This is a genomic window from Streptomyces sp. NPDC024698 (genome assembly GCF_055559015.1).
Genome location: NZ_JBVHLK010000003.1, coordinates 104,586 through 123,749, shown reverse-complemented (window position 1 = coordinate 123,749; position 19,164 = coordinate 104,586). Strand labels below are relative to the sequence as shown.

The 19,164-nt window shown below is 72.0% G+C and carries 20 protein-coding genes; 13 read left to right on the top strand and 7 right to left on the bottom strand.

What is annotated here, in order from left to right:
- Positions 1 to 35 precede the first annotated feature (35 nt).
- Entirely contained in the window at positions 36 to 170 is a 135-nt protein-coding gene (locus ACZ4AA_RS08385) for a hypothetical protein (protein ID WP_467597491.1), read from the bottom strand.
- Positions 171 to 242: 72 nt separating this feature from the next.
- Between ACZ4AA_RS08385 and ACZ4AA_RS08380 the strand changes: the two genes are divergently transcribed.
- From ACZ4AA_RS08380 to ACZ4AA_RS08350, 7 genes are all read left to right on the top strand, one after another.
- Entirely contained in the window at positions 243 to 893 is a 651-nt protein-coding gene (locus ACZ4AA_RS08380) for a GntR family transcriptional regulator (RefSeq protein WP_467597487.1), read from the top strand.
- Between the two features lie 75 nt (positions 894 to 968).
- Entirely contained in the window at positions 969 to 1,751 is a 783-nt protein-coding gene (locus tag ACZ4AA_RS08375; RefSeq protein ID WP_467597482.1) for a PIG-L deacetylase family protein, read from the top strand.
- Positions 1,748 to 2,458, top strand: coding sequence for a 4-carboxy-4-hydroxy-2-oxoadipate aldolase/oxaloacetate decarboxylase (locus tag ACZ4AA_RS08370; protein WP_467597479.1), 711 nt, complete (start codon positions 1,748 to 1,750; stop codon positions 2,456 to 2,458). Before ACZ4AA_RS08375 ends, ACZ4AA_RS08370 begins: the two co-directional genes overlap by 4 nt.
- A gap of 64 nt (positions 2,459 to 2,522) precedes the next feature.
- Positions 2,523 to 3,611, top strand: coding sequence for a 4-oxalomesaconate tautomerase (locus ACZ4AA_RS08365; RefSeq protein WP_467597476.1), 1,089 nt, complete (start codon positions 2,523 to 2,525; stop codon positions 3,609 to 3,611).
- Between the two features lie 9 nt (positions 3,612 to 3,620).
- Complete coding sequence (locus ACZ4AA_RS08360) at positions 3,621 to 4,577, top strand: catechol 2,3-dioxygenase (protein ID WP_467597473.1); 957 nt, start codon at positions 3,621 to 3,623, stop codon at positions 4,575 to 4,577.
- 131 nt (positions 4,578 to 4,708) lie between these two features.
- Positions 4,709 to 6,037, top strand: a complete 1,329-nt coding sequence (locus ACZ4AA_RS08355) for an MFS transporter (RefSeq protein WP_467597470.1) — start codon at positions 4,709 to 4,711, stop codon at positions 6,035 to 6,037.
- A gap of 179 nt (positions 6,038 to 6,216) precedes the next feature.
- Positions 6,217 to 6,993: a GNAT family N-acetyltransferase gene (locus tag ACZ4AA_RS08350; RefSeq protein WP_467597467.1), complete on the top strand. Its 777-nt coding sequence runs from the start codon at positions 6,217 to 6,219 to the stop codon at positions 6,991 to 6,993.
- Positions 6,994 to 7,167: 174 nt separating this feature from the next.
- Here the strand turns inward: ACZ4AA_RS08350 and ACZ4AA_RS08345 are convergent, their stop codons facing one another.
- Together ACZ4AA_RS08345 and ACZ4AA_RS08340 are read right to left on the bottom strand one after the other, a co-directional pair.
- On the bottom strand, positions 7,168 to 8,049 hold the full coding sequence (locus ACZ4AA_RS08345; RefSeq protein WP_467597464.1) for a GNAT family N-acetyltransferase: 882 nt from the start codon (positions 8,047 to 8,049) through the stop codon (positions 7,168 to 7,170).
- A 315-nt stretch (positions 8,050 to 8,364) separates the two neighbouring features.
- Entirely contained in the window at positions 8,365 to 8,628 is a 264-nt protein-coding gene (locus ACZ4AA_RS08340) for a GlsB/YeaQ/YmgE family stress response membrane protein (RefSeq protein WP_467597461.1), read from the bottom strand.
- Positions 8,629 to 8,844: 216 nt separating this feature from the next.
- Between ACZ4AA_RS08340 and ACZ4AA_RS08335 the strand changes: the two genes are divergently transcribed.
- A complete protein-coding gene (locus tag ACZ4AA_RS08335; RefSeq protein ID WP_467597458.1) occupies positions 8,845 to 10,296 on the top strand; it encodes a hydrolase in 1,452 nt (483 codons plus the stop codon).
- A 60-nt stretch (positions 10,297 to 10,356) separates the two neighbouring features.
- On the opposite strand, the gene ACZ4AA_RS08330 is transcribed toward ACZ4AA_RS08335, so the two are convergent.
- Positions 10,357 to 10,932: a GNAT family N-acetyltransferase gene (locus ACZ4AA_RS08330; protein WP_467597453.1), complete on the bottom strand. Its 576-nt coding sequence runs from the start codon at positions 10,930 to 10,932 to the stop codon at positions 10,357 to 10,359.
- A gap of 158 nt (positions 10,933 to 11,090) precedes the next feature.
- Here ACZ4AA_RS08330 and ACZ4AA_RS08325 point away from each other — a divergent pair, with 158 nt between their 5' ends.
- From ACZ4AA_RS08325 to ACZ4AA_RS08305, 5 genes are all read left to right on the top strand, one after another.
- Positions 11,091 to 12,626 (top strand): AMP-binding protein, encoded by a 1,536-nt coding sequence (locus ACZ4AA_RS08325; protein WP_467597450.1) that lies wholly within the window; start codon positions 11,091 to 11,093, stop codon positions 12,624 to 12,626.
- 190 nt (positions 12,627 to 12,816) lie between these two features.
- Complete coding sequence (locus ACZ4AA_RS08320) at positions 12,817 to 14,139, top strand: NAD(P)/FAD-dependent oxidoreductase (RefSeq protein ID WP_467597447.1); 1,323 nt, start codon at positions 12,817 to 12,819, stop codon at positions 14,137 to 14,139.
- Positions 14,136 to 14,867: a DUF1365 domain-containing protein gene (locus tag ACZ4AA_RS08315; RefSeq protein ID WP_467597441.1), complete on the top strand. Its 732-nt coding sequence runs from the start codon at positions 14,136 to 14,138 to the stop codon at positions 14,865 to 14,867. The genes ACZ4AA_RS08320 and ACZ4AA_RS08315 overlap by 4 nt, the downstream gene beginning before the upstream one ends.
- Positions 14,868 to 14,923: 56 nt before the next feature.
- Positions 14,924 to 16,132: a class I SAM-dependent methyltransferase gene (locus ACZ4AA_RS08310; protein ID WP_467598894.1), complete on the top strand. Its 1,209-nt coding sequence runs from the start codon at positions 14,924 to 14,926 to the stop codon at positions 16,130 to 16,132.
- Positions 16,129 to 16,935: a DUF1295 domain-containing protein gene (locus tag ACZ4AA_RS08305; RefSeq protein WP_467597437.1), complete on the top strand. Its 807-nt coding sequence runs from the start codon at positions 16,129 to 16,131 to the stop codon at positions 16,933 to 16,935. Before ACZ4AA_RS08310 ends, ACZ4AA_RS08305 begins: the two co-directional genes overlap by 4 nt.
- Positions 16,936 to 17,107: 172 nt before the next feature.
- Here ACZ4AA_RS08305 and ACZ4AA_RS08300 read toward each other — a convergent pair whose 3' ends face one another.
- From ACZ4AA_RS08300 to ACZ4AA_RS08290, 3 genes are all read right to left on the bottom strand, one after another.
- Entirely contained in the window at positions 17,108 to 17,860 is a 753-nt protein-coding gene (locus ACZ4AA_RS08300) for an anti-sigma factor (protein ID WP_467597434.1), read from the bottom strand.
- Complete coding sequence (locus ACZ4AA_RS08295; RefSeq protein ID WP_467597431.1) at positions 17,857 to 18,441, bottom strand: sigma-70 family RNA polymerase sigma factor; 585 nt, start codon at positions 18,439 to 18,441, stop codon at positions 17,857 to 17,859. The genes ACZ4AA_RS08300 and ACZ4AA_RS08295 overlap by 4 nt, the downstream gene beginning before the upstream one ends.
- A gap of 101 nt (positions 18,442 to 18,542) precedes the next feature.
- Positions 18,543 to 19,136 carry a sigma-70 family RNA polymerase sigma factor gene (locus ACZ4AA_RS08290; RefSeq protein WP_467597428.1) on the bottom strand — a complete coding sequence of 198 codons (594 nt, stop codon included), beginning with the start codon at positions 19,134 to 19,136 and terminating at the stop codon, positions 18,543 to 18,545.
- Positions 19,137 to 19,164: the final 28 nt, after the last annotated feature.

The window sequence follows — 19,164 nt, the reverse complement described above, 5'->3', positions numbered from 1 at the left end:
GCGGGGCCGTCCTGCCCGGGACCGGGACCGGTCGCTCAGTCCATCAGGTCCTCGTCCGAGAGGTGCTCCACCGTCTTCCCGGTCGCGGCGAACGTGCGGCTCACATGGTGCGTCGTGGCAGACCCGGCCGGTGGAGGAGCGGGTTCCGCCGACGCCACGGTCGGCAACATGACGAACAAAATTGTTGACAATCTTGTTGGTCTAGATTTACGTTCGACAGGCACTCACTCAGGGAGGGCGCAATGCAGAAGGAAGCCCGTCCAGGCACCGGCGAGCAGGCCAAGCAGCACGCGTTGGTGCAGCTGCGGCAGGCGATTCTGCGCGGAGAGATGGCCCCGGCCCAGCGGCTGGTGGAGAACGAACTCGCCGAGCAGTTCGGTGTCACCCGGGCCAGCGCGCGGGCGGCGCTGATCGAGCTGGAATCGGAGGGACTGGTCGAGCGGATCCGCAACCGCGGATCCCGCGTCCGGGTGGTGACCGTGGAGGAAGCGGTCGCCATCACCGAGTGCCGCATGGCGCTCGAAGGACTCTGCGCCGCCAAGGCGGCCGTGCTGGTGACCGACGACCAGATCGCCGAACTGGCCGGCCTGGGCGACGCCATGGTCAAGGCGGTCGCCGACGGCGAACCGGTCACCTACTCCGAGCTCAACCACGAAGTGCACGCCCGGATCAGGGAGTTCTCCGGCCAGCGGACGGCCGTGGAACTCCTGGAACGGCTCAACGCCCAACTGGTGCGCCACCGCTTCCAGCTGGCCCTGCGTCCCGGCCGTTCGCAGCAGTCCCTGAGTGAACACCTGGCCATGATCGAGGCGATCGGGGCCAGGGACCCGCAGGCGGCCGAAGCGGCCGTCCGCGCCCACCTCGGCAGCGTGATCGAAGCGCTGCGCGACTGACGCAGCGCGCGGCGACGCGCGATGCGGCGGACGGCCGAGGCGGGCGCTCACCTGTCCACCAAGGAGACTGCCGCCATGACGCACGGCCACGCGCCTGCCGCCCCCGAGCCCCCGGTCCCGCCCGGGGGACGCCCGCCCCGGTCGACGCTGGTCGTCACCGCGCACGCCGGAGATTTCGTGTGGCGGGCCGGGGGAGCCATCGCGCTTGCCGCCTCCCGGGGGGAGCAGGTCACCATCGCGTGCCTGACCTTCGGCGAGCGCGGCGAGTCCGCCAAGGCCTGGCGCGAGGGCAGGAAGCTGGACGAGATCAAGGCGATGCGCCGTGCGGAGGCCGAGAGGGCCGCCGCCACGCTCGGCGCCGCCGTCCGCTTCTTCGACGCGGGCGACTACCCGCTGACCGCCACCGCCGAACTCACCGACCAGTTGGTGACGGTGTACCGCGAGACCCAGCCGGACGTCGTCCTCACCCACCCGACCGAGGACCCGTACAACGGCGACCACCCCGCCGCCAACCGCATGGCCCTGGAGGCCCGCGTCCTCGCCCAGGCCATCGGATACCCCGGCGAGGGCGAGATCATCGGCGCCCCGCCCGTCTTCTACTTCGAGCCGCACCAGCCCGAGATGAGCGGCTTCCGGCCCGAGGTCCTCCTCGACATCACCGAGGTGTGGGCGACCAAGCGCGAGGCGATGGAATGCCTCGGCGCCCAGCGGCACCTGTGGGACTACTACACCGACCTCGCCGTACGCCGGGGGGTCCAGCTCAAGCGCAACGCCGGCCCCAACCTGGGCCTGGCCCACAGGACCATGGCCGAGGCGTTCATGCGTCCCTACCCGCAGATCGCGAAGGAGCTGGCATGAGCGGCGTGATCGTCACCGGCCCGCCGAGGGCGGACGCGAAGGACGTCGAGGCGATCGCCGCGTACGGCACCGCCACCGTGCACGAGGCGATGGGCCGCACCGGGCTGCTCGGCACCGGGCTGCGCCCGATCCAGCAGGGCGTCCGCGTCGCGGGCACCGCGGTCACCGTGCTGTCCTGGCCCGGCGACAACCTCATGATCCACGCCGCGGTCGAGCAGTGCGGCGAGGGCGACCTCCTGGTCGTCACGACCACCTCGCCCTCCACCGACGGCATGTTCGGCGAACTGTTCGCCACCGCGCTGCACCGGCGTGGCGTGCGCGGACTGGTCATCGACGCGGGCATCCGGGACACCGCCGAACTGCGCGCGATGGGCTTTCCCGCCTGGTCCGCCGCCGTCAGCCCGCAGGGCACCGTGAAGGCGACCGGCGGCTCGGTGAACGTGCCGGTGGCCGTCGGCGGCCAGATCGTCCGGCCCGGCGACGTGATCCTCGCCGACGACGACGGCGTGGTCTGCGTACCGCGCGAGAAGGCCCGCGGGATCGCCGAGGCCTCCGCGGCCCGCGAGCGCAAGGAGGCACTGGCCCGCGCGGCCTTCCTCGACGGCGAACTCGGCCTGGACCGCTACGGGTTGCGCGAGACGCTGACACGCCTGGGCGTGACCTACACGTCGTACGACGACTACGTGCGGGACGGGGCGGCGCCGTGAACGGGCCTCGCTTCAGGGACGGGGCGGCACCGTGAGCGCCCCGCTTCGAGGACGGGGCCGCGCCGTGAGCGGACCCGAGGGGGTGCGCTGCATGCTCCTGCGCGGCGGTACCTCCAAGGGCGCGTACTTCCTCGCCGGGGACCTGCCCGCGGACCCCCGCGAACGGGACGGGCTGCTGCTGCGCGTGATGGGCAGCCCCGACCCGCGCCAGATCGACGGCCTGGGCGGCGCGCAACCGCTGACCAGCAAGGTGGCCGTGGTCTCGGTCTCCGCCGACCCCGCCGCCGACGTCGACTACCTGTTTCTCCAAGTCTCCGTCGACCAGGCCGAGGTGTCGGACCGTCAGAACTGCGGGAACCTGCTCGCCGGAGTCGGTCCGTTCGCCGTCGAACGCGGACTGGTCGAGCCGGGTGAGGGGATCACGTCGGTACGCGTCCGCATGGTCAACTCCGGTGACCTCGCGCACGCGAGCTTCCCCACCGAAGGCGGACGCGTGGTCTACGAGGGAGACGCCGAGATCTCCGGGGTGCCCGGGACCGCGGCGCCGGTGGTCCTCGAATTCCCGCGGGGGAGCGCCCCGTTGATGCCCACCGGCCGGGCCCGGGACCTCGTCGCCGGCATCCCCGTGACCTGTGTGGACAACGGGATGCCGACCGTGCTGATCGCCGCCTCCTCCCTCGGCGTCACCGGGTACGAGACCCCGGGGGACCTGGAGGACGATCCGGCCCTGGCCGACCGCCTCCACCGGATCCGCCTGGAGGCCGGTCGGCTGATGGGGCTCGGGGACGCCGAGAACGCCACCGTGCCCAAGCTGACCCTGCTCGCCCCGCCCCGCCACGGCGGAGCCGTCACGACCCGCACCTTCATCCCGGTGCGCTGCCACACCTCCATCGGCGTCCTCGGCGCGGCGAGCGTGGCCGCGGGGCTGCGCGTGGAGGGGGGTGTCGGACACGCCGTGGCGCGCCTGCCCGGACGGGGCGACCGGCTGCGTATCGAACACCCCACCGGATTCCTCGACATCGAAGCGGGTGTCGAGTACGGCCCCGGGGGCGAAGCGCCCGTGGCCCGGCGCACCGCCGTCGTCCGCACCGCACGCAAGATCTTCGACGGCACGGTCTTCCCCCGGCCGTCCGGAGCCGCACATCAACCCTGAGGAGGCCCCATGGCCCCGCCGCTCGGCGACATCGCCCACCTCGGGCACGTCGAACTGCTCACCCCCGATCTGGACGCCAGCGTCCGGTTCTTCACGGAGTACCTCGGCCTGACCGAGAACGGCCGCTCCGCGGACTCCGTCTACCTGCGGACCTGGGACGACTACGAGCACCACAGTCTGACCCTGACCGCCCACACGACCTCGGGCATCCGGCGTACCGCCCTGCGCGCCTCCAGCGAGGGGGCCCTTCTGCGCCGGGTCAAGGAGATCGAGGGCGCCGGCCGCGAGGGTCGCTGGGTGAACGACGAGCCGGGTCTCGGCCCGCTCTACGTCACCACCGATCCCGACGGCCATGAACTCGCCCTGTACTGGGAGAGCGAGTGGTACCGGGCGCCGGAGCATCTGCGGCCCGGACTGAAGAACCAGCCCCAGGCCAAACCCGGCCACGGGGTCGGCGTCCGGCGCCTGGACCATGTGAACTACCTCGCCTCCGACGTCGCCGCGAACGGAGACTTCGTCCGTGACGCGCTCGGGGCCCGCCCGACCGAGCAGATCCAGCTGGACGGCGGGCGGATCGCGGCCCAGTGGCTGACCTTCAGCAGCAAGTCGTACGACGTCGTCTACACCGAGGACTGGACGGGTTCGAGCGGACGCCTGCACCACGTCGCGTTCGCCACGGACACCCGTGAGGACATCCTGCGTGCCGCCGATCTCGCCCTGGACACCGGTGTGTTCATCGAGACCGGCCCGCACAAGCACGCCATCCAGCAGACGTTCTTCCTCTACGTGTACGAACCCGGCGGCAACCGCGTCGAGTTGTGCAACCCGCTCACCCGCCTCGTGCTGGCCCCCGACTGGCCGCTGATCACCTGGACCGAGGACGAGCGGAAGAAGGGCCAGGCCTGGGGGCTGAAGACCATCGAGTCCTTCCACACCCATGGAACTCCGCCGATCCGAGATTGTTGACAAAAGTGTTGACACTCTAAAGGTCCACTCCTTAGCGTCTGTCGCACCACAGGGCCGGCCGCACGAGCCGCTTCGGTCCGCACCCCCGATCCGCTTCCAGGGCCCCCACCTCTGGACGAGAGGAAACAACGATGTCCTCCTCCCTCGCCCTGCCCGCTCGCGGCGGCAGCAGACTGGCCGCGCTGGTCGTCGGTCTCTGCTGGCTGGTCGTCCTCTTCGACGGCCTCGACATGTTCATCTACGGCTCCGTGCTGCCGCACATGCTGGAGACGAAGGCGCTCGGCATCGACCCCGGCAAGGCCGGCGACGTCGGCTCCTACGCCACCTTCGGCATGCTGATCGGCGCCCTGTGCTCGGGCACCGTCAGCGACTGGGTCGGCCGCAAGAAGACGATCATCACCTCGACCGCCGTGTTCTCGCTGGCCTCCGCGATCTGTGCCTCGGCCGGGAGCCTGGGTGTCTTCGGTCTCGGCCGCTTCCTGGCCGGCCTCGGCCTCGGCGGCCTGCTGCCGAGCGCGATCACCATGGTCACCGAGTACGCCCCCCGAGGCCGGCGCGCCCTGATCGTGGGCTCCCTGATGACCGCTCACCAGGCCGGCGGGATCGTCGCCGGATTCGTCGCGCTCGGGACGGGCGACTGGCGGGTCTCCTTCTGGATCTGCGTGGTACCGCTGTTCATCGGGGTCCCGCTGGCGGCCGTGTACCTGCCCGAGTCGATGGCCTTCCTCCAGGCCAGGGGCCGCACCGAGGAGGCCCGCGCCCTCGCCGACCGCCACGGTGTCGACCTGGCCGCCCGCGCCGAGGAGCGCCAGGCCGTGGCCAACCGTCTCGGCGCCCTCAACGCCCTCTTCCGCGACGGCCGTTGGGCCCAGACCCTGCTCTTCTGGATCGCGTCCTTCGGCGGTCTCCTTCTCGTCTACGGCGTCTCGCAGTGGCTGCCCTCGCTCATGAAGGCCAACGGCTACGACCTCGGCTCCTCGATCGGCTTCGTGATCGTCATCAACCTCGGCGGCATCGTCGGCATGCTGATCGGCGGACGGCTCACCGACCGGTTCGGCGGCTCGCTGATCTCCGCGATCTGGTTCGGCGCCACCGCCGTCGGCATCTACTCCCTCAGCTTCAGGATGCCGCTGCCCCTCACGTACACCGTCGTGTTCCTGACCGGCCTGTTCCTCTTCAGCGCACAGGCGATGATCTACGCGACGGTCGCGCACCGCTCCGAGGACGACCACCGCGCCACCGCGGTCGGCTGGACCTCCGGCATGGGACGCTTCGGTGCCGTCTTCGGCCCCTGGCTGGGCGGGCGGCTGCTCGCCACGGGCTCGACCACCGCCGGCTTCAGCGCCTTCGCCCTCGCGGGCGTCTTCTCCCTGGTCTTCGTCGCTCTGACCGGCCTGCGCCGGGTGCGGACGACGTCCCCCGGCTCCGCACCGCAGCGGGAACTGACCGCCACCGGCTGACCGGAGCGGTGCGCGACGGTGTCCGGGGGCGGGGCCTGCCCACGGGTCCCGCCCCGGACACCGTCGCGTCCGGGGCGGCGCGGAGGAGGGAGGCCGGGGAGGCCGTAGGGTCTCTCGCCGACGCTCGGGGGACACATATTCCCGTTGCCCCGTTCGTCCTGGGGTGCTGGAGTGACCCCATGGATCACGAAGCGGTACTGGCGCTGTTCGACCGGGACATGCGGGAGGGCGCGCGCCCCGACGCGCCCGGTGCCCGGGTCGAGCGCGTCGGCAAGGTGGTGCGTCTGGTCGGCGCCGACAAGGGCTGGAACGGGGTGCTCTGGTCCGATCTCGACGCGGCGGGCGCCGACGCGGCCATCGCCGAACAGGTGCGCTTCTTCTCCGGTCTCGGGGGCGGCTTCGAGTGGAAGCTGTACGGGCACGACCGGCCGGACGACCTGGGGCAGCGGCTGCGGGCAGCGGGCTTCACCGCCGAGCCCGAGGAGACGGTGATGGTCGCGGAACTGAGCGGTCTGGCCCTCGACGCGCAACCGCCCGAGGGTGTCCGGTTCCTTCCCGTCACCGACCGCGCGGGCGTCGCCCTGGTCGCCGAGGTCCACGAGCAGGCCTTCGGCCGTGACAGCACCCGGCTGCGCCACCAGCTGCTCGCCCAGCTCACCGGCGACCCGAACACGGTCGTCGCCGTCGTGGCGCTCGCCGGCGACGTCCCGGTCAGCGCGGCCCGCATGGAACTCCTGCCGGGGGCCCGCTTCGCCGGGCTGTGGGGCGGCGGCACCGTCGAGGCCTGGCGGGGCCGGGGCATCTACCGCGCCCTCGTCGCCCACCGCGCCCGCGTCGCCGCCGAGCGCGGCTACCGCTACGTCCAGGTCGACGCCTCCAGCCAGAGCCGCCCCATTCTTGCCCGCCTGGGCTTCCAGCCGCTCACCACGACGACGCCGTACGTCTACGAAGTGTGACCCGGGCCCCATCGGCGGGAGCGGCCGAAGGCGACCGGATCCGACGGCCGCGGGCCCGAAGGGACCACCCCCGAACTCGAACGGCACATCGCGGCCACGCGGATCGAGGAGCGACCGACCTCCGAGCCCGTTGGACCGGAGGGGATCGCGCCGCGCTGCGGAGGTCCCGGGCCCTCAGAGGTCCAGCCGGTACTCCAGCTCCCGGTGGGTGGGCCGGTAGCCGAGCCCGTCGTTGATGCCGATCATGTACGTGTTGCTGTCGGCCGTGTCGGTGAGCAGACCGGTGAGTTCGGGGTACCGCAGACGGGCCCAGCGGATCGACTCGGCCTTCATCCACAGCCCCAGGCCGTGGCCGCGGTGCTCGGGCAGGACACCCGTGCCGTAGTGCTGGGCGTCGCCGCGCCCGTCCCCGGGGACGACGAGTTCCGAGAATCCGGCGACGGAGCCGTCCGACCGGTCCAACACGGCCACCGTGTGCAGCGCGTCGCCCCGGGCGAGGACGACCTCGGCCACGGCCACGACCCGCTCCACGTCCCAGACGTCGACACCGTGGTCGCTGTCCTCCATGGGCATGTCGTCCATGGCCCGCCGGGACGCGGCGAAGGTGTGTGCCAGCTCGGGCGGCACGACCCCGTCCCAGGACCTCAACTCGTAGCCGGGATGCGGCCGTTCGACGATCCCGGTCAGGGCTTCGAGGTCCGGTCCCGGCAGCGGGAGCCGGGTGAACGTCAGCGCCAGCACCGGGCGGAACCCGTGTGCCGCGAGAAACGGTTCGCCGGGCGAGCCCGCCTGGACCCGGGCGACCAGTGACCGCCGTCCCTCGCCCCGCGCGGCGGTCAGGGCGGTGTCGAGCAGCGCGTGGCCCACTCCGGCGCGCCGCTCGGCCGGGTGCACCGCGATGTCGAGCTCCGCTCGGTGGTCCCGCCCCTTCCTGCCGGACAGCCGAAGGAACGCCGAGCCCACCGGGACCCCTTCCGTGTCCGAGGCCAGCCAGGCCAGGCGTCGGCCGGACGGGGAGGAGTCCGGATCGGTCAACGGTGTGATGCGTGGCGGCAAGGTGTCTCCGTGATGCGGGGCGAGGGCAGGTGCGCGTGCAGGCGAAGCCCGCAGACCGTAGCCGCGCACGCCGAGTCGCCGCAACGCAATTGGAAGGGCCGGTCCCGCCGTTCCACGTGCGCCGGACGCGCCCTTCCCGCGGTGGCTCCTCCAGTCGTGGCGCTCCCCGGCCGAGCAGCCGTGGTGCTCCCCGGCCGAGGCACGCTCGCCCGTCCGCAGCCCGGTGCGAGGGGCGCACCCCGGCAGTCCGTCCCTCGCGTCGATGCGTAGGCGCCGGTCGTGCGCCCCGGCCTCACGCCGGGCGGCCGCCGTCGCTCAGTGGCGCCCCCGCGCCCGGTCCAGGGCCGCGACGCCTATCGCCGCCAGGCCGATCTGGATGAGCCATTCGATCCAGTCGACGCCCTTGGTGTCGGCGACGCCGAACGCGGCGGCGACCCCCGAGCCGATGAAGGCGGCCACGATGCCGACCGCGATCGTCCACAGGATGCCGATGCGCTGGCGCCCCGGCACGGCGAGCCGGCCCAGGACACCGATGACGATGCCGATGACGATCGCACTGATGACGCCCGAGATCTCCATAGCAGCCCCTTGTCGTCGGACTCTCGCTGTACTGCATCTGCCCGCTGGAGGCTGGTGCAGTCCGTTCCGGTTATTGCCCGCGCTTGATGGTTCCCAGCCTGAATGCCATGTACCTTTCAATCGTTCAACGCGTGTAGATCCCCCCATGTTCGGTCTACGCGCGCAGAGTTGGCGCTCGAACCCCCAGTCTCCCCACCTTTCACGGAGGTTTGACGGATGCTCGGTTCCAGAGGATTCCGCCGCAGACTCACCACCGGCCTCGCCGGTCTCGGACTGCTGATCACCGCAGCGGCCCTGCACATCACCACGGACGCCACGCCTGCCCACGCGGCCACCACCCACCGGGTGCTGTTCGACAACGGCCACGCCGAGACCGCGGGCAACGCCGACTGGATCATCTCCACCAGTCAGCCCGACCCGCTCGGCCAGAACTCCAGCCCGACCTCGGAGACGTCCTGGACGGGTGCCCTGTCCTCGTGGGGGGTGGCCCTTCAGAAGACCGGCAACTACAGCCTGAAGACCCTGCCTTCGGGCTCCAGCCTCAGCTACGGAGGCAGCGCGGCGACCGACCTGTCGAACTTCGACGAGCTGGTGCTGCCCGAGCCCAACACGCTGTTCACCACGGCCGAGAAGACCGCCATCATGACGTTCGTCAAGAACGGCGGCGGCCTCTTCATGATCTCCGACCACACCGGCGCCGACCGCAACAGCGACGGCTACGACGCGGTCGAGATCCTCAACGACCTGATGACCAACAACAGCGTCGACAGCACCGACCCGTTCGGCCTCTCCATCGACTCGCTGGATGTCGGCTCCGACTATCCGGCCGCCATCAGCGACAGCACCAACGCGGTCCTGCACGGTTCCTTCGGCACCGTCACCAAGAGCCTGATAGCCGACGGGACCACGGCCACGCTCAAGCCGGCCGACAACTCCGCCGTCAAGGGCCTGGTGTACCGCACCGGTTACTCCGGCAACACCGGCGCCTTCTTCGTGACCAGCACCTTCGGCAGCGGCAAGGTCGCCTTCTGGGGCGACAGTTCACCGATCGACGACGGCACCGGCCAGTCCGGCAACACCCTGTACGACGGCTGGAACGACACCGGCGCCACCGACGCCGCGCTCGCTCTGAACGCCACCGACTGGCTGGCCGGTACGAGCAGCGGCGGCGGTGGCGGCGGTGGCTCCGGCACCTGCACGGCCGCCCAGCTCCTCGCCAACCCGGGCTTCGAGTCCGGCGCCACGTCCTGGACGGCCACCAGCGGTGTCATCACCACCAGTTCGAGCGAGGCGGCCCGCACCGGTTCGTACAAGGCCTGGCTCAACGGCTACGGCTCGGCGAACACCGACACGCTCTCCCAGGCCGTGACCATCCCCTCGGGCTGCTCGGCCACGCTCAGCTTCTATCTGCACGTGGACACGGCCGAGACGACCACGAGCACGGCGTACGACACCCTCAAGGCCCAGGTGCTCAACAGCAGCGGCACCGTGCTGTCCACGCTGGCCACGTACTCGAACCTGAACGCGGCGTCCGGGTACACGCAGCGCACCTTCAGCCTGGGCTCGACCTACGCCGGGCAGACCGTCACCATCAAGTTCACCGGCGTCGAGGGCTCCACGCTCCAGACGTCGTTCGTCCTGGACGACACCGCGCTCAACGTGAGCTGAACGCGAGCGAGAGGGCGGGCCCGGGAGCGGGCCCGCCTGTCGTGCGTCGGGGCTCCGGCCTCATCCGGCGTGCGGGCCGCCGTCGCCCCGGAGATGGTTCCACGTCCGCAGGACGACCTCGCGGCCCTTCGCCGTACGGACCACGGGCTCGTCGTCGGTGAGGACGAAACCCGTCGCCCTGGCGACGCCCTCGCTCGGGGTGTTCCGGTCCTCGATGCACAGCACCACACGCCTGCCGCCCACGCGACGGTGGGCGAAGTCCACCGCGAGCCGCACCGCGCGGGTCGCCAGCCCGCGGCCCCGGTAGGCGGCCCCCACCCCATAGGCCAGTTCGACGTCACGGTCGTCGGCGGTGCCGGGGAACAGCAGGACCTCGCCCCGGGGCCGCGCCCCGTCCGTGGTGATGGCCAGCTGCACGCCCCGCCGCTCGGCGGACTTCTGCTCGGCCGCCGCGAGGTAGGCGAGCGCCGCCTCCGTGTCGAAGGGCGAGACGACCGGCGTCCACCGGTCGATCTCGGGATCGTCGTAGAGCGCGACCAGGTCCGCGACATCGTCGTCGCACCACTCGCGCAGATGCAGCCCCAGCCCGCCGATGCGCAGCGGCCGGGGAAAGTCGAACGTCGGTCGGCTGTCCATCGGACGATCGTGACGTGCCGGGCGGGCGAAGGCCAAGGAAGCGGGGACACGCACATGGATCCGGACATCACGGGCGGTGACCGATCGGCCGTTCTCCGGATGCGTGGGGGCGGGGCCAGGATAGAAAGGGGACATCGTCCGATCGCCGGGAGGCCGTGATGCTCGTTCCCTTCGGAGCCCTAGATTTCCTGGACCGCGCCGTCACCGTGTACGGCGACCGCCTCGGCGTGGTCGACGAACCCGACCAGCCGGCCGAACCCTGGGAGGGGCTGACCTACCGCCGTGTCGGTGAGCTGGCCGGAGCCCAGGCCGCCGGACTCGACGCGCTGGGCGTCCCGCACGGCGCGCGCGTGGCCGTCGTCTCGCCCAACAGCGCCCGACTGCTCACCTCGTTCTTCGGCGTCAGCGGCCACGGCCGGGTCCTCGTCCCGGTCAACTTCCGCCTGACGGCCGACGAGGTGAGCTACATCGTCGAGCACTCGGGCGCGAGCGTCCTGCTCGTCGACCCCGAACTGACCGACCGCTTCGATCAGGTCGCCTGCAAGCACCGCTTCACCCTCGGCGCCGCCGCGGACGCGGAGCTGTACCGCTTCGGCACCGAACCCCGCCCCTGGGACGCGGACGAGAACGCCACCGCGACGATCAACTACACCAGCGGCACGACGGCCCGGCCCAAGGGCGTGCAGATCACCCACCGCAACATCTGGGTCAACGCCACGACCTTCGCCCTGCACGCCGGAGTCACCGACCGCGATGTGTATCTGCACACCCTGCCCATGTTCCACGCGAACGGCTGGGGCATGCCGTTCGCGATGGCGGGCCTCGGCGTCCGGCAGATCGCGCTGCGCAAGGTCGACGGGGCGGAGATCCTGCGCCGGGTGGCCGAGCACGGCGTCACGGTGATGTGCGCGGCCCCGGCCGTCGTCAACGCGGTGCTGGCCGCCGCCGAGTCCTGGGAGGGCGAGATCCCCGGCCGCGACCGGGTCCGTATCATCGTCGCCGGCGCCCCGCCGCCCACGAAGACCGTCGCCCGCGTCGAGTCCCTGCTGGGCTGGGAGTTCATCCAGATCTACGGCCTCACCGAGACCTCGCCGCTGCTCACCGTGAACCGCACCCGCTCCGAATGGGACGGACTCGACCCGCAGGCCCGCGCCGAGAGACTGGTGCGCGCCGGAGCCCCCGCGCTGGGCGTGACCCTGCGCACCGCCGCCGACGGCGAGATCCTCGCGCGCTCCAACGTCATCCTGGAGGGCTACTGGGAGCAGCCCGCCGAGACCGAACGGGCCCTGGCCGACGGCTGGTTCCACACCGGGGACGGCGGATCCATCGGCGAGGACGGCTATCTGACGATCAGCGACCGCAAGAAGGACGTGATCATCACCGGCGGCGAGAACGTGTCGTCGATCGAGGTGGAGGACACGCTCTTCAGTCATCCGGCCGTCGCCGAGGTCGCGGTCATCGGCGTGCCGCACGAGAAGTGGGGCGAGACCGTCAAGGCCCTGGTGGTCCTCGCCCCCGGCACGGAGGCGACCGAGAGCGAGCTGATCGGCTACTGCAAGGAGCGCCTCGCCGGGTACAAGGCGCCGACCTCGGTCGAGTTCCGGGACGAACTGGCCCGCACGGCCACCGGCAAGCTCCAGAAGTACAAACTGCGTCGGCCGTACTGGGAAGGACGCGACCGGGACGTCAACTGACCGCTCCTCGGGCCGGGCGCCACGCCGGCCACCTGGCGTGGCGGCTCGATCGCACTCCGTGTCCGACCGTGTGCCCGATCCCCGCGTCACCCGTCCCGTCTCCAGAAGATCGCGCCCGGGCCAATCCGAATGGCCCCCAGCTTCGGAATAACTCCGAGGGCTCCGCACGGGAGCCGGGCGGGAGGAACCGATGAGGCGCAGGTCAGCGGAGGCTCCGGACGGTGACGCCGGAAGCGGCGGGCACCGCGGCGGAGCGCTCCGGGGTACGGCCGTGATCGGCGGGGGAGTGGCCGGGCTCACCGCCGCGTACGTGCTGAGCCAGGAGCGGCCCGTCGCCCTGTACGAGGCGGACGACCGGCTCGGCGGGCATGCCCACACCCACGATCTGACCTCGTCGGACGGACGCCTGCACCGCGTCGACTCCGGCTTCATCGTGCACAACCACCGCACCTACCCCAACCTGCTGCGGCTGTTCGCCGAACTCGGCGTCGCCACCCAGGAGTCCGAGATGAGCATGTCGGTGCGATGCGAGGGGTGCGGACTCCAGTACGCGGGCGCCCGGGGCCCGGCCGGCCTGTTCGCCCGGCCGGCCGGCGCTCTGCGCGTCCCCTATCTGCGCATGCTCACCGAAGTGCCGGCGTTCCACCGCGCGGCCCGCAGGCTCCTCGCCCAGGGCGGCGAAGACACCCTCACCCTGGGCGAGTTCATCGCCCGGGAAGGCTTCTCGCCCTATTTCACCCGGCACTTCATGACCCCGCTCGTCTCCGCGGTCTGGTCCTGCGACACGGCCACGGCCCGCCTCTACCCGGCCGCCTATCTGTTCCGCTTCATGGACCACCACGGCATGCTCTCGGTGGGCGGCTCACCCCAGTGGCGCACGGTGACCGGGGGCTCCCGCTCCTATGTCGACCGGCTGGCCAAAGAGCTCGACGCGGTGCACACCTCCACCCCGGTCCGGGCCGTGCGCCGCCATGCCGACGGGGTGGACATCACCACCGAGGACGGCACCACCGCCTCGTACGGCTCCGTGGTCATCGCCGTCCACCCAGGCCAGGCGCTGCGGCTGCTCGCGGACCCCACCGACCAGGAGCGCGCCGTGCTCGGGACGTTCCGCTACTCGCGCAACACCACCCTCCTGCACACCGACACCACGCTGCTGCCGAGCGCCCGCGCGGCACGGGCCTCCTGGAACTACCTGATGCCCGACTGCGAGACCGACGCGGACCGGGTCCGGGTGAGCTACGACATGAACCGGCTCCAGCGACTGGACGCGCCCGAGACCTACGTCGTCACGCTCGGCGGCGAGGACCGGATCGACCCCGCCCGGGTCCTGGCCCGCATGGAGTACGAACACCCCGTCTACACACCCGAGTCGGTCGCCGCCCAACGCCGACTGCCCGGCCTGAACAGCCCGGTGACCGCGTACGCCGGCGCCTACCACGGCTGGGGATTCCACGAGGACGGCTGCCGCTCCGGCGTCGAGGCGGCCGAGGCACTGGGGGTGACCTGGTGACCGGAGTCCCCGCCCTCTATCCCTGCACGGTCGCCCACATACGCACCGAGCCCACCCGGTACGCGCTCCGCCACCGCACGTACATGTGGCTGACCGACCCCGACCACCCGCCCCGACTGCCCTACCTGCTCCGCCCGTTGGCCCGCTTCGATCCCCGGGACCACTTCGACGGCGACCAGCCGAGCATCCGCGCGGGCCTGGACCGCTTCCTCGCCTCCCACGGCGTCGACCTGCACGGCGGACCGGTGCGGATGCTCGCCCACGCACGGGTCCTCGGCCACGTCTTCAACCCGCTGACCCTGTACTGGTGTCACGACCCCGACGGCACCGCGCGCTGCGTCGTCGCCGAGGTCCACAACACCTACGGCGAACGGCACTCCTATCTGCTGCGCCCCGACCGGGGCGGCACCGCGCGGACCCGCAAGGAGTTCTACGTGTCGCCGTTCTTCCCCGTCGACGGCGCCTACCGCATGCGCCTGCCCGAACCCGGCGACCGGCTCGATCTGACGGTGCATCTGGAACGCGCGGCTGCCCGGCCCTTCACCGCCACCGTCCGCGGAACACACCAGGACGCGACCGTCGGCGCCCTGCTGCGGCAGGCGCTGCGCCACCCATGGTCCACCCTCGCCGTCTCCGCCGCCATCCGGCTGCACGGCGTCCGCCTCTATCTGCGGGGACTGCCCGTCCAGCCCCGCCCCCACCGACGAGCCCAGGAGAACGTGAGATGACGACAGCCGAGTCGCGCCCCGTCGAGGCGTCCCGGCCGGACAGCCCCGCGCCCCGCATGCTGGACGTGGTGACACCGCCGCCGTCCTCGTGGGCCCGTACCGCCGTCACCCGCGCCGTGGTGCGCCGGGCACTCGAACGCCTGCCGCTCCAGGCGCGGTTCGCCGACGGAACCCGCGCCGGCCTCGGCGGGCCGGTGATCGAGATCCATGACCCGGACGCCTTCCACCGCCGCATCGGCGCCCAGGGCCTCGTCGGCTTCGGCGAGTCCTACATGGCGCGGGAGTGGGACGCGCCGGACCTGGTCGCCGCGCTCACCGTGCTCGCCGGCAACGCGGCCCGGCTGATCCCCGCCCCGCTCCAGAAGCTGCGGGGGCTCTGGGCGATGCGCCGGCCGCACATGCAGCGCAACACCCCCACGGGAGCCCGCGACAACATCAGCCGCCACTACGACCTGTCCAACGAGCTCTTCGCGCTCTTCCTCGACGACACCCTCAGCTATTCGTCGGCCCTCTTCCGCGGCTTCCCCGCCTCCTGGTCCCTGCTGGCCGACGCCCAACACCGTAAGATCGACCGGCTGTTGGACCTCGTCGAGGCGGGACCAGGCACCAGGCTCCTCGAAATCGGCACCGGCTGGGGCGAGCTGGCGATCCGCGCCGCCGCGCGCGGTGCCCACGTCACCTCGCTCACCCTCTCCCGTGAACAACAGGCCCTGGCCCGTGAACGGGTGCGCACGGCGGGCCTCGACGACCGGGTGAGCATCGAGCTGTGCGACTACCGCGAGGCCACCGGCACGTACGACGCCGTGGTCAGCGTCGAGATGATCGAGGCCGTCGGCGAGGAGTTCTGGCCCGTCTACTTCGCCACCCTCGACGCGCGGCTCGTTCCCGGCGGCCGGGTCGCGCTCCAGGCGATCACCATGCCGCACGACCGCATGCTCGCCTCCCGCGACACCTTCACCTGGATCCAGAAGTACGTCTTCCCCGGCGGACTGCTGCCCTCCGTGGAGGCGGTGGACGAGGTGACCCGCGCGCACACGTCCCTGCGCACCCTTCGCAGGGACGGCTTCGGGGCGCACTACGCGGAGACGCTGCGGCTGTGGCGCGAGCGGTTCACCGAACGGACCGGGGAGGTCGCCGCGCTCGGCTTCGACGAGACCTTCCGCCGGATGTGGACCTTCTATCTCGCCTATTCCGAAGCCGGATTCCGCTCCGGCTATCTGGACGTGCAGCAGTACCTGTTCACGAAGGAGACCCCCACGCCATGAGCGGTTTCCCCTGGGCGGCCTTCGCCCAGAACCTCGCTCCCGCGGCCGGCGCGGCGTTCGCGGTCATGCTCGCCACGTTCGCCGTCGCCGTGCGACGGGGCCTGCACCGGATCGTGGACGTCGCCTGGGGGATCGGCTTCACCGCGGTGGCCCTCGTCACCCTCCTGGCGTCCGCCGGTGAGGGCGACGAGGCCCGCCGCGTGCTCGTCACCGTCCTCACCTCGGTGTGGGGGCTGCGGCTGGCCGTCCACATCGCGCGGCGCGGCCGGGGACACGGCGAGGACCCCCGCTACGAAGCCATGCTGGCCAAGGCGCCCGGCAGCAGGAACCTCTACGCCCTGCGCATGGTGTACCTCCTGCAAGGGGCGCTGGTGTGGCTGGTGTCGCTGCCCGTCCAGGCCGCGCAGTACATTCCGGGGCCGCTCACGGGCTTCGCCTGGGCGGGCACCGCGCTGTGGGCCGTCGGCCTGTTCTTCGAGGCGGTCGGCGACGCCCAGCTGGCCCGCTTCAAGGCCGATCCGGCGAACCGGGGCCGCGTCATGGACCGCGGCCTGTGGAGCTGGACCCGCCACCCCAACTACTTCGGCGACTTCTGCGTCTGGTGGGGCCTGTTCCTGATCGTCTGCGACAGCCCGCAGGCCGCCGCCGTCGCCCTGGTGTCACCGCTGGTGATGAGCTACCTCCTGATCAACGGCAGCGGGAAGCCGATGCTGGAGCGCCACATGGCCGAGCGCCCGGGATTCACCGCGTACGCGGAGCGGACCAGCGGTTTCTTCCCGCGGCCTCCGCGACCGCGCCGCTGACCGGCGCCCCGACCCGCTGGCGGACGGCGCCCCGACCCTTCGGCGGAGACGTTGCTCCGACCTTGCGGCGGACGGTGCTCGAAGGACCGCTGACCCGAAGGGCCGCTGACCGGTCCCCGGCGGCGGCCGTGCCGAGCGTTCGTCCCCTCCCCCGAACCGAGGGGACGAACGCTCAGACGGGGAGCCCCAGCAGGGCCACCGGCGTGGACGTCGGCTTCGGGGAACCCCCGGCCGGTTCCACGGTGACCCCCATGCCGGACGCGCCGTCGACGGAACCCTTCATCAGTACGGCCTCGGTGGTGCGGCCCGGGTCCATCAGCCCGGCGGACCGCATGGTGCCGGCGTCGTCGAACCAGAGCTGGTAGACCTTGCCGCTCGGCGGCTTCGCCATCCTCGACCCGATGAACACCGCCTGGTCGCGGCTCCTGGACACCACGACCGTGCCGCGTGCCCCGTCCGCCAGTTTCGCCGTGCGCGAGGAGGCGTCGGGGGCGGCGAGAACCGCGGCCACCTGGTCCGCTCGCCGTTCGGCCTGCCGGGCCTGTGCCTGGGCGTCCTGGGCGCGCTCGTGCTGCCAGGCCGCCGTGCCGCCCAGCGCGGCCGCGGCGGCCAGAGCCGCGGCGAGCGCCCAGCGGGCGGGCCGGCGCCGGCGGATGCCGATGGTCCGGGGAGAGGAGAAAGCCCTCGTGCGCGGCGACTCCTGGCGGACCGTGGTGACGCGCCGCATCACCCGGGTCTTGAGGGCCGGGTCGGGAGTGGTGGTCGCGGCCAGCCCGAGCCGGGCGGCCGTGGCCTCCAGCTCACGGACCTCCTGCGCGCAGTCCCCGCACTCCGTGGTGTGCCGCTCGAAGCGCTCGCGTTCGTCGTCGTCCAGCGCGTGCAGCGCGTACGCCCCGGTCAGTGTGTGAAGATCGGCCGTCGTCACGCCGTCACCCCCAGGCAGTCACGCATCCGGATCAGACCGTCGCGCAGCCGGGTCTTGACCGTGCCGAGCGGCGTCGCCAGCAGCTCCGCCACCTCCCGGTAGGTCAGCCCGCGGTAGTAGGCCAGCGTCACCGACTGGCGCTGGAGCTCCGTCAGCGTGCGCAGACAGCGCCGTACCTGCTCACGCTCCAGACGCGCCTCGACCTGCTCGGTCACCTCGTCGAACTCGGGTGTCCGGTCGAGGAGCGCGGCCTTGTGCTCGCGCGCCGTCGAGGCCTCGACCGAGCGCACCCGGTCCACGGCCCGCTGATGGGTGAGGGTGAGGACCCAGTTCATCACCGAGCCGCGCTCGGGCCGGTAGCGGGCGGCGGTGCGCCACACCTCGACGAGCACCTCCTGGGCGACCTCCTCCGACTGGGCCCGGTCGCGCAGCACCCGGCGCACGATGCCGATGACGGGACCCGCCACCACGTCGTAGAGGGAGGCGAAGGCCTCCTGGTCGCCGCGGGCGACCCGGGCCATCAGATCCGGCAGGTCCGGCTCCGCAGACGGGTTGCGCCCGATCTCCACGGCTTCCTTCACGGTGTGCTTCCTCCAGGACGCTTCGACGGTTCGGATGTGATCCGAAGCCGGTGGGGCGGCGGATTGGCCCACGGACCGGAAATGTGGCGGCGGGCCGCCGCTCAGACCTCGGCGACGGGCCGCAGGCAGTCGCGCAGCTGGTGCATGGCGCGGCGGGAGTGGCTCTTGACCGTGCCCAGCGGCCAGCCGGTGCGCTGGGCGATCTGTGTCTGGGTGAGGTCCTCGTAGAACGCCAGATGCAGGACCCGGCGCTGCGGTGTCGGGAGCTTGGCCAGCTCGTGCCGTACGAGGACACGGTCGAGGGCGGCCTCGGGCCGGGCCCGGGAGTCGTCGGCGAGGACGAGGAGGGCGCCGGCGGCACCCACCAGTTCGGTGCGCCGGGTCCGCGCGGACAGCGCGTCGGCGATCTTGCGCCGGGTGATGCCGACGAGCCAGCCGGCGACCGTGCCGCGTTCGGGCCGGTAGCCCCGCGCGCCCCGCCACACGGCGAGGAACACCTGCTGGGTGACGTCCTCCGCCTCGCGGGAGTCGCCCAGCGAACGGCGGGCCAGGGCGTGGACCAGGGGTGCCCAGCGGCGGTAGGCGGTGGTCAGCGAGGACTCGTCCCCGTCGACGATGCCGCGGGCCAGCGCGGCGTCCGTGACCGCGTCCCCGGGCTCGTCGGCGGACGCTCCGGCGGTGGGATCTGCGTTCATGGCCACGGCTCCTTGCTCCGGGAACTCC

What these genes read in the sequence shown, in the direction of transcription:
- ACZ4AA_RS08385 (WP_467597491.1), bottom strand. Translation starts at nt 170, where the DNA reads ATGTTGCCGACCGTGGCGTCGGCGGAACCCGCTCCTCCACCGGCCGGG.
- ACZ4AA_RS08380 (WP_467597487.1), top strand. Translation starts at nt 243, where the DNA reads ATGCAGAAGGAAGCCCGTCCAGGCACCGGCGAGCAGGCCAAGCAGCAC.
- ACZ4AA_RS08375 (WP_467597482.1), top strand. Translation starts at nt 969, where the DNA reads ATGACGCACGGCCACGCGCCTGCCGCCCCCGAGCCCCCGGTCCCGCCC.
- ACZ4AA_RS08370 (WP_467597479.1), top strand. Translation starts at nt 1,748, where the DNA reads ATGAGCGGCGTGATCGTCACCGGCCCGCCGAGGGCGGACGCGAAGGAC.
- ACZ4AA_RS08360 (WP_467597473.1), top strand. Translation starts at nt 3,621, where the DNA reads ATGGCCCCGCCGCTCGGCGACATCGCCCACCTCGGGCACGTCGAACTG.
- ACZ4AA_RS08355 (WP_467597470.1), top strand. Translation starts at nt 4,709, where the DNA reads ATGTCCTCCTCCCTCGCCCTGCCCGCTCGCGGCGGCAGCAGACTGGCC.
- ACZ4AA_RS08350 (WP_467597467.1), top strand. Translation starts at nt 6,217, where the DNA reads ATGGATCACGAAGCGGTACTGGCGCTGTTCGACCGGGACATGCGGGAG.
- ACZ4AA_RS08340 (WP_467597461.1), bottom strand. Translation starts at nt 8,628, where the DNA reads ATGGAGATCTCGGGCGTCATCAGTGCGATCGTCATCGGCATCGTCATC.
- ACZ4AA_RS08335 (WP_467597458.1), top strand. Translation starts at nt 8,845, where the DNA reads ATGCTCGGTTCCAGAGGATTCCGCCGCAGACTCACCACCGGCCTCGCC.
- ACZ4AA_RS08330 (WP_467597453.1), bottom strand. Translation starts at nt 10,932, where the DNA reads ATGGACAGCCGACCGACGTTCGACTTTCCCCGGCCGCTGCGCATCGGC.
- ACZ4AA_RS08325 (WP_467597450.1), top strand. Translation starts at nt 11,091, where the DNA reads ATGCTCGTTCCCTTCGGAGCCCTAGATTTCCTGGACCGCGCCGTCACC.
- ACZ4AA_RS08320 (WP_467597447.1), top strand. Translation starts at nt 12,817, where the DNA reads ATGAGGCGCAGGTCAGCGGAGGCTCCGGACGGTGACGCCGGAAGCGGC.
- ACZ4AA_RS08310 (WP_467598894.1), top strand. Translation starts at nt 14,924, where the DNA reads ATGCTGGACGTGGTGACACCGCCGCCGTCCTCGTGGGCCCGTACCGCC.
- ACZ4AA_RS08305 (WP_467597437.1), top strand. Translation starts at nt 16,129, where the DNA reads ATGAGCGGTTTCCCCTGGGCGGCCTTCGCCCAGAACCTCGCTCCCGCG.
- ACZ4AA_RS08290 (WP_467597428.1), bottom strand. Translation starts at nt 19,136, where the DNA reads ATGAACGCAGATCCCACCGCCGGAGCGTCCGCCGACGAGCCCGGGGAC.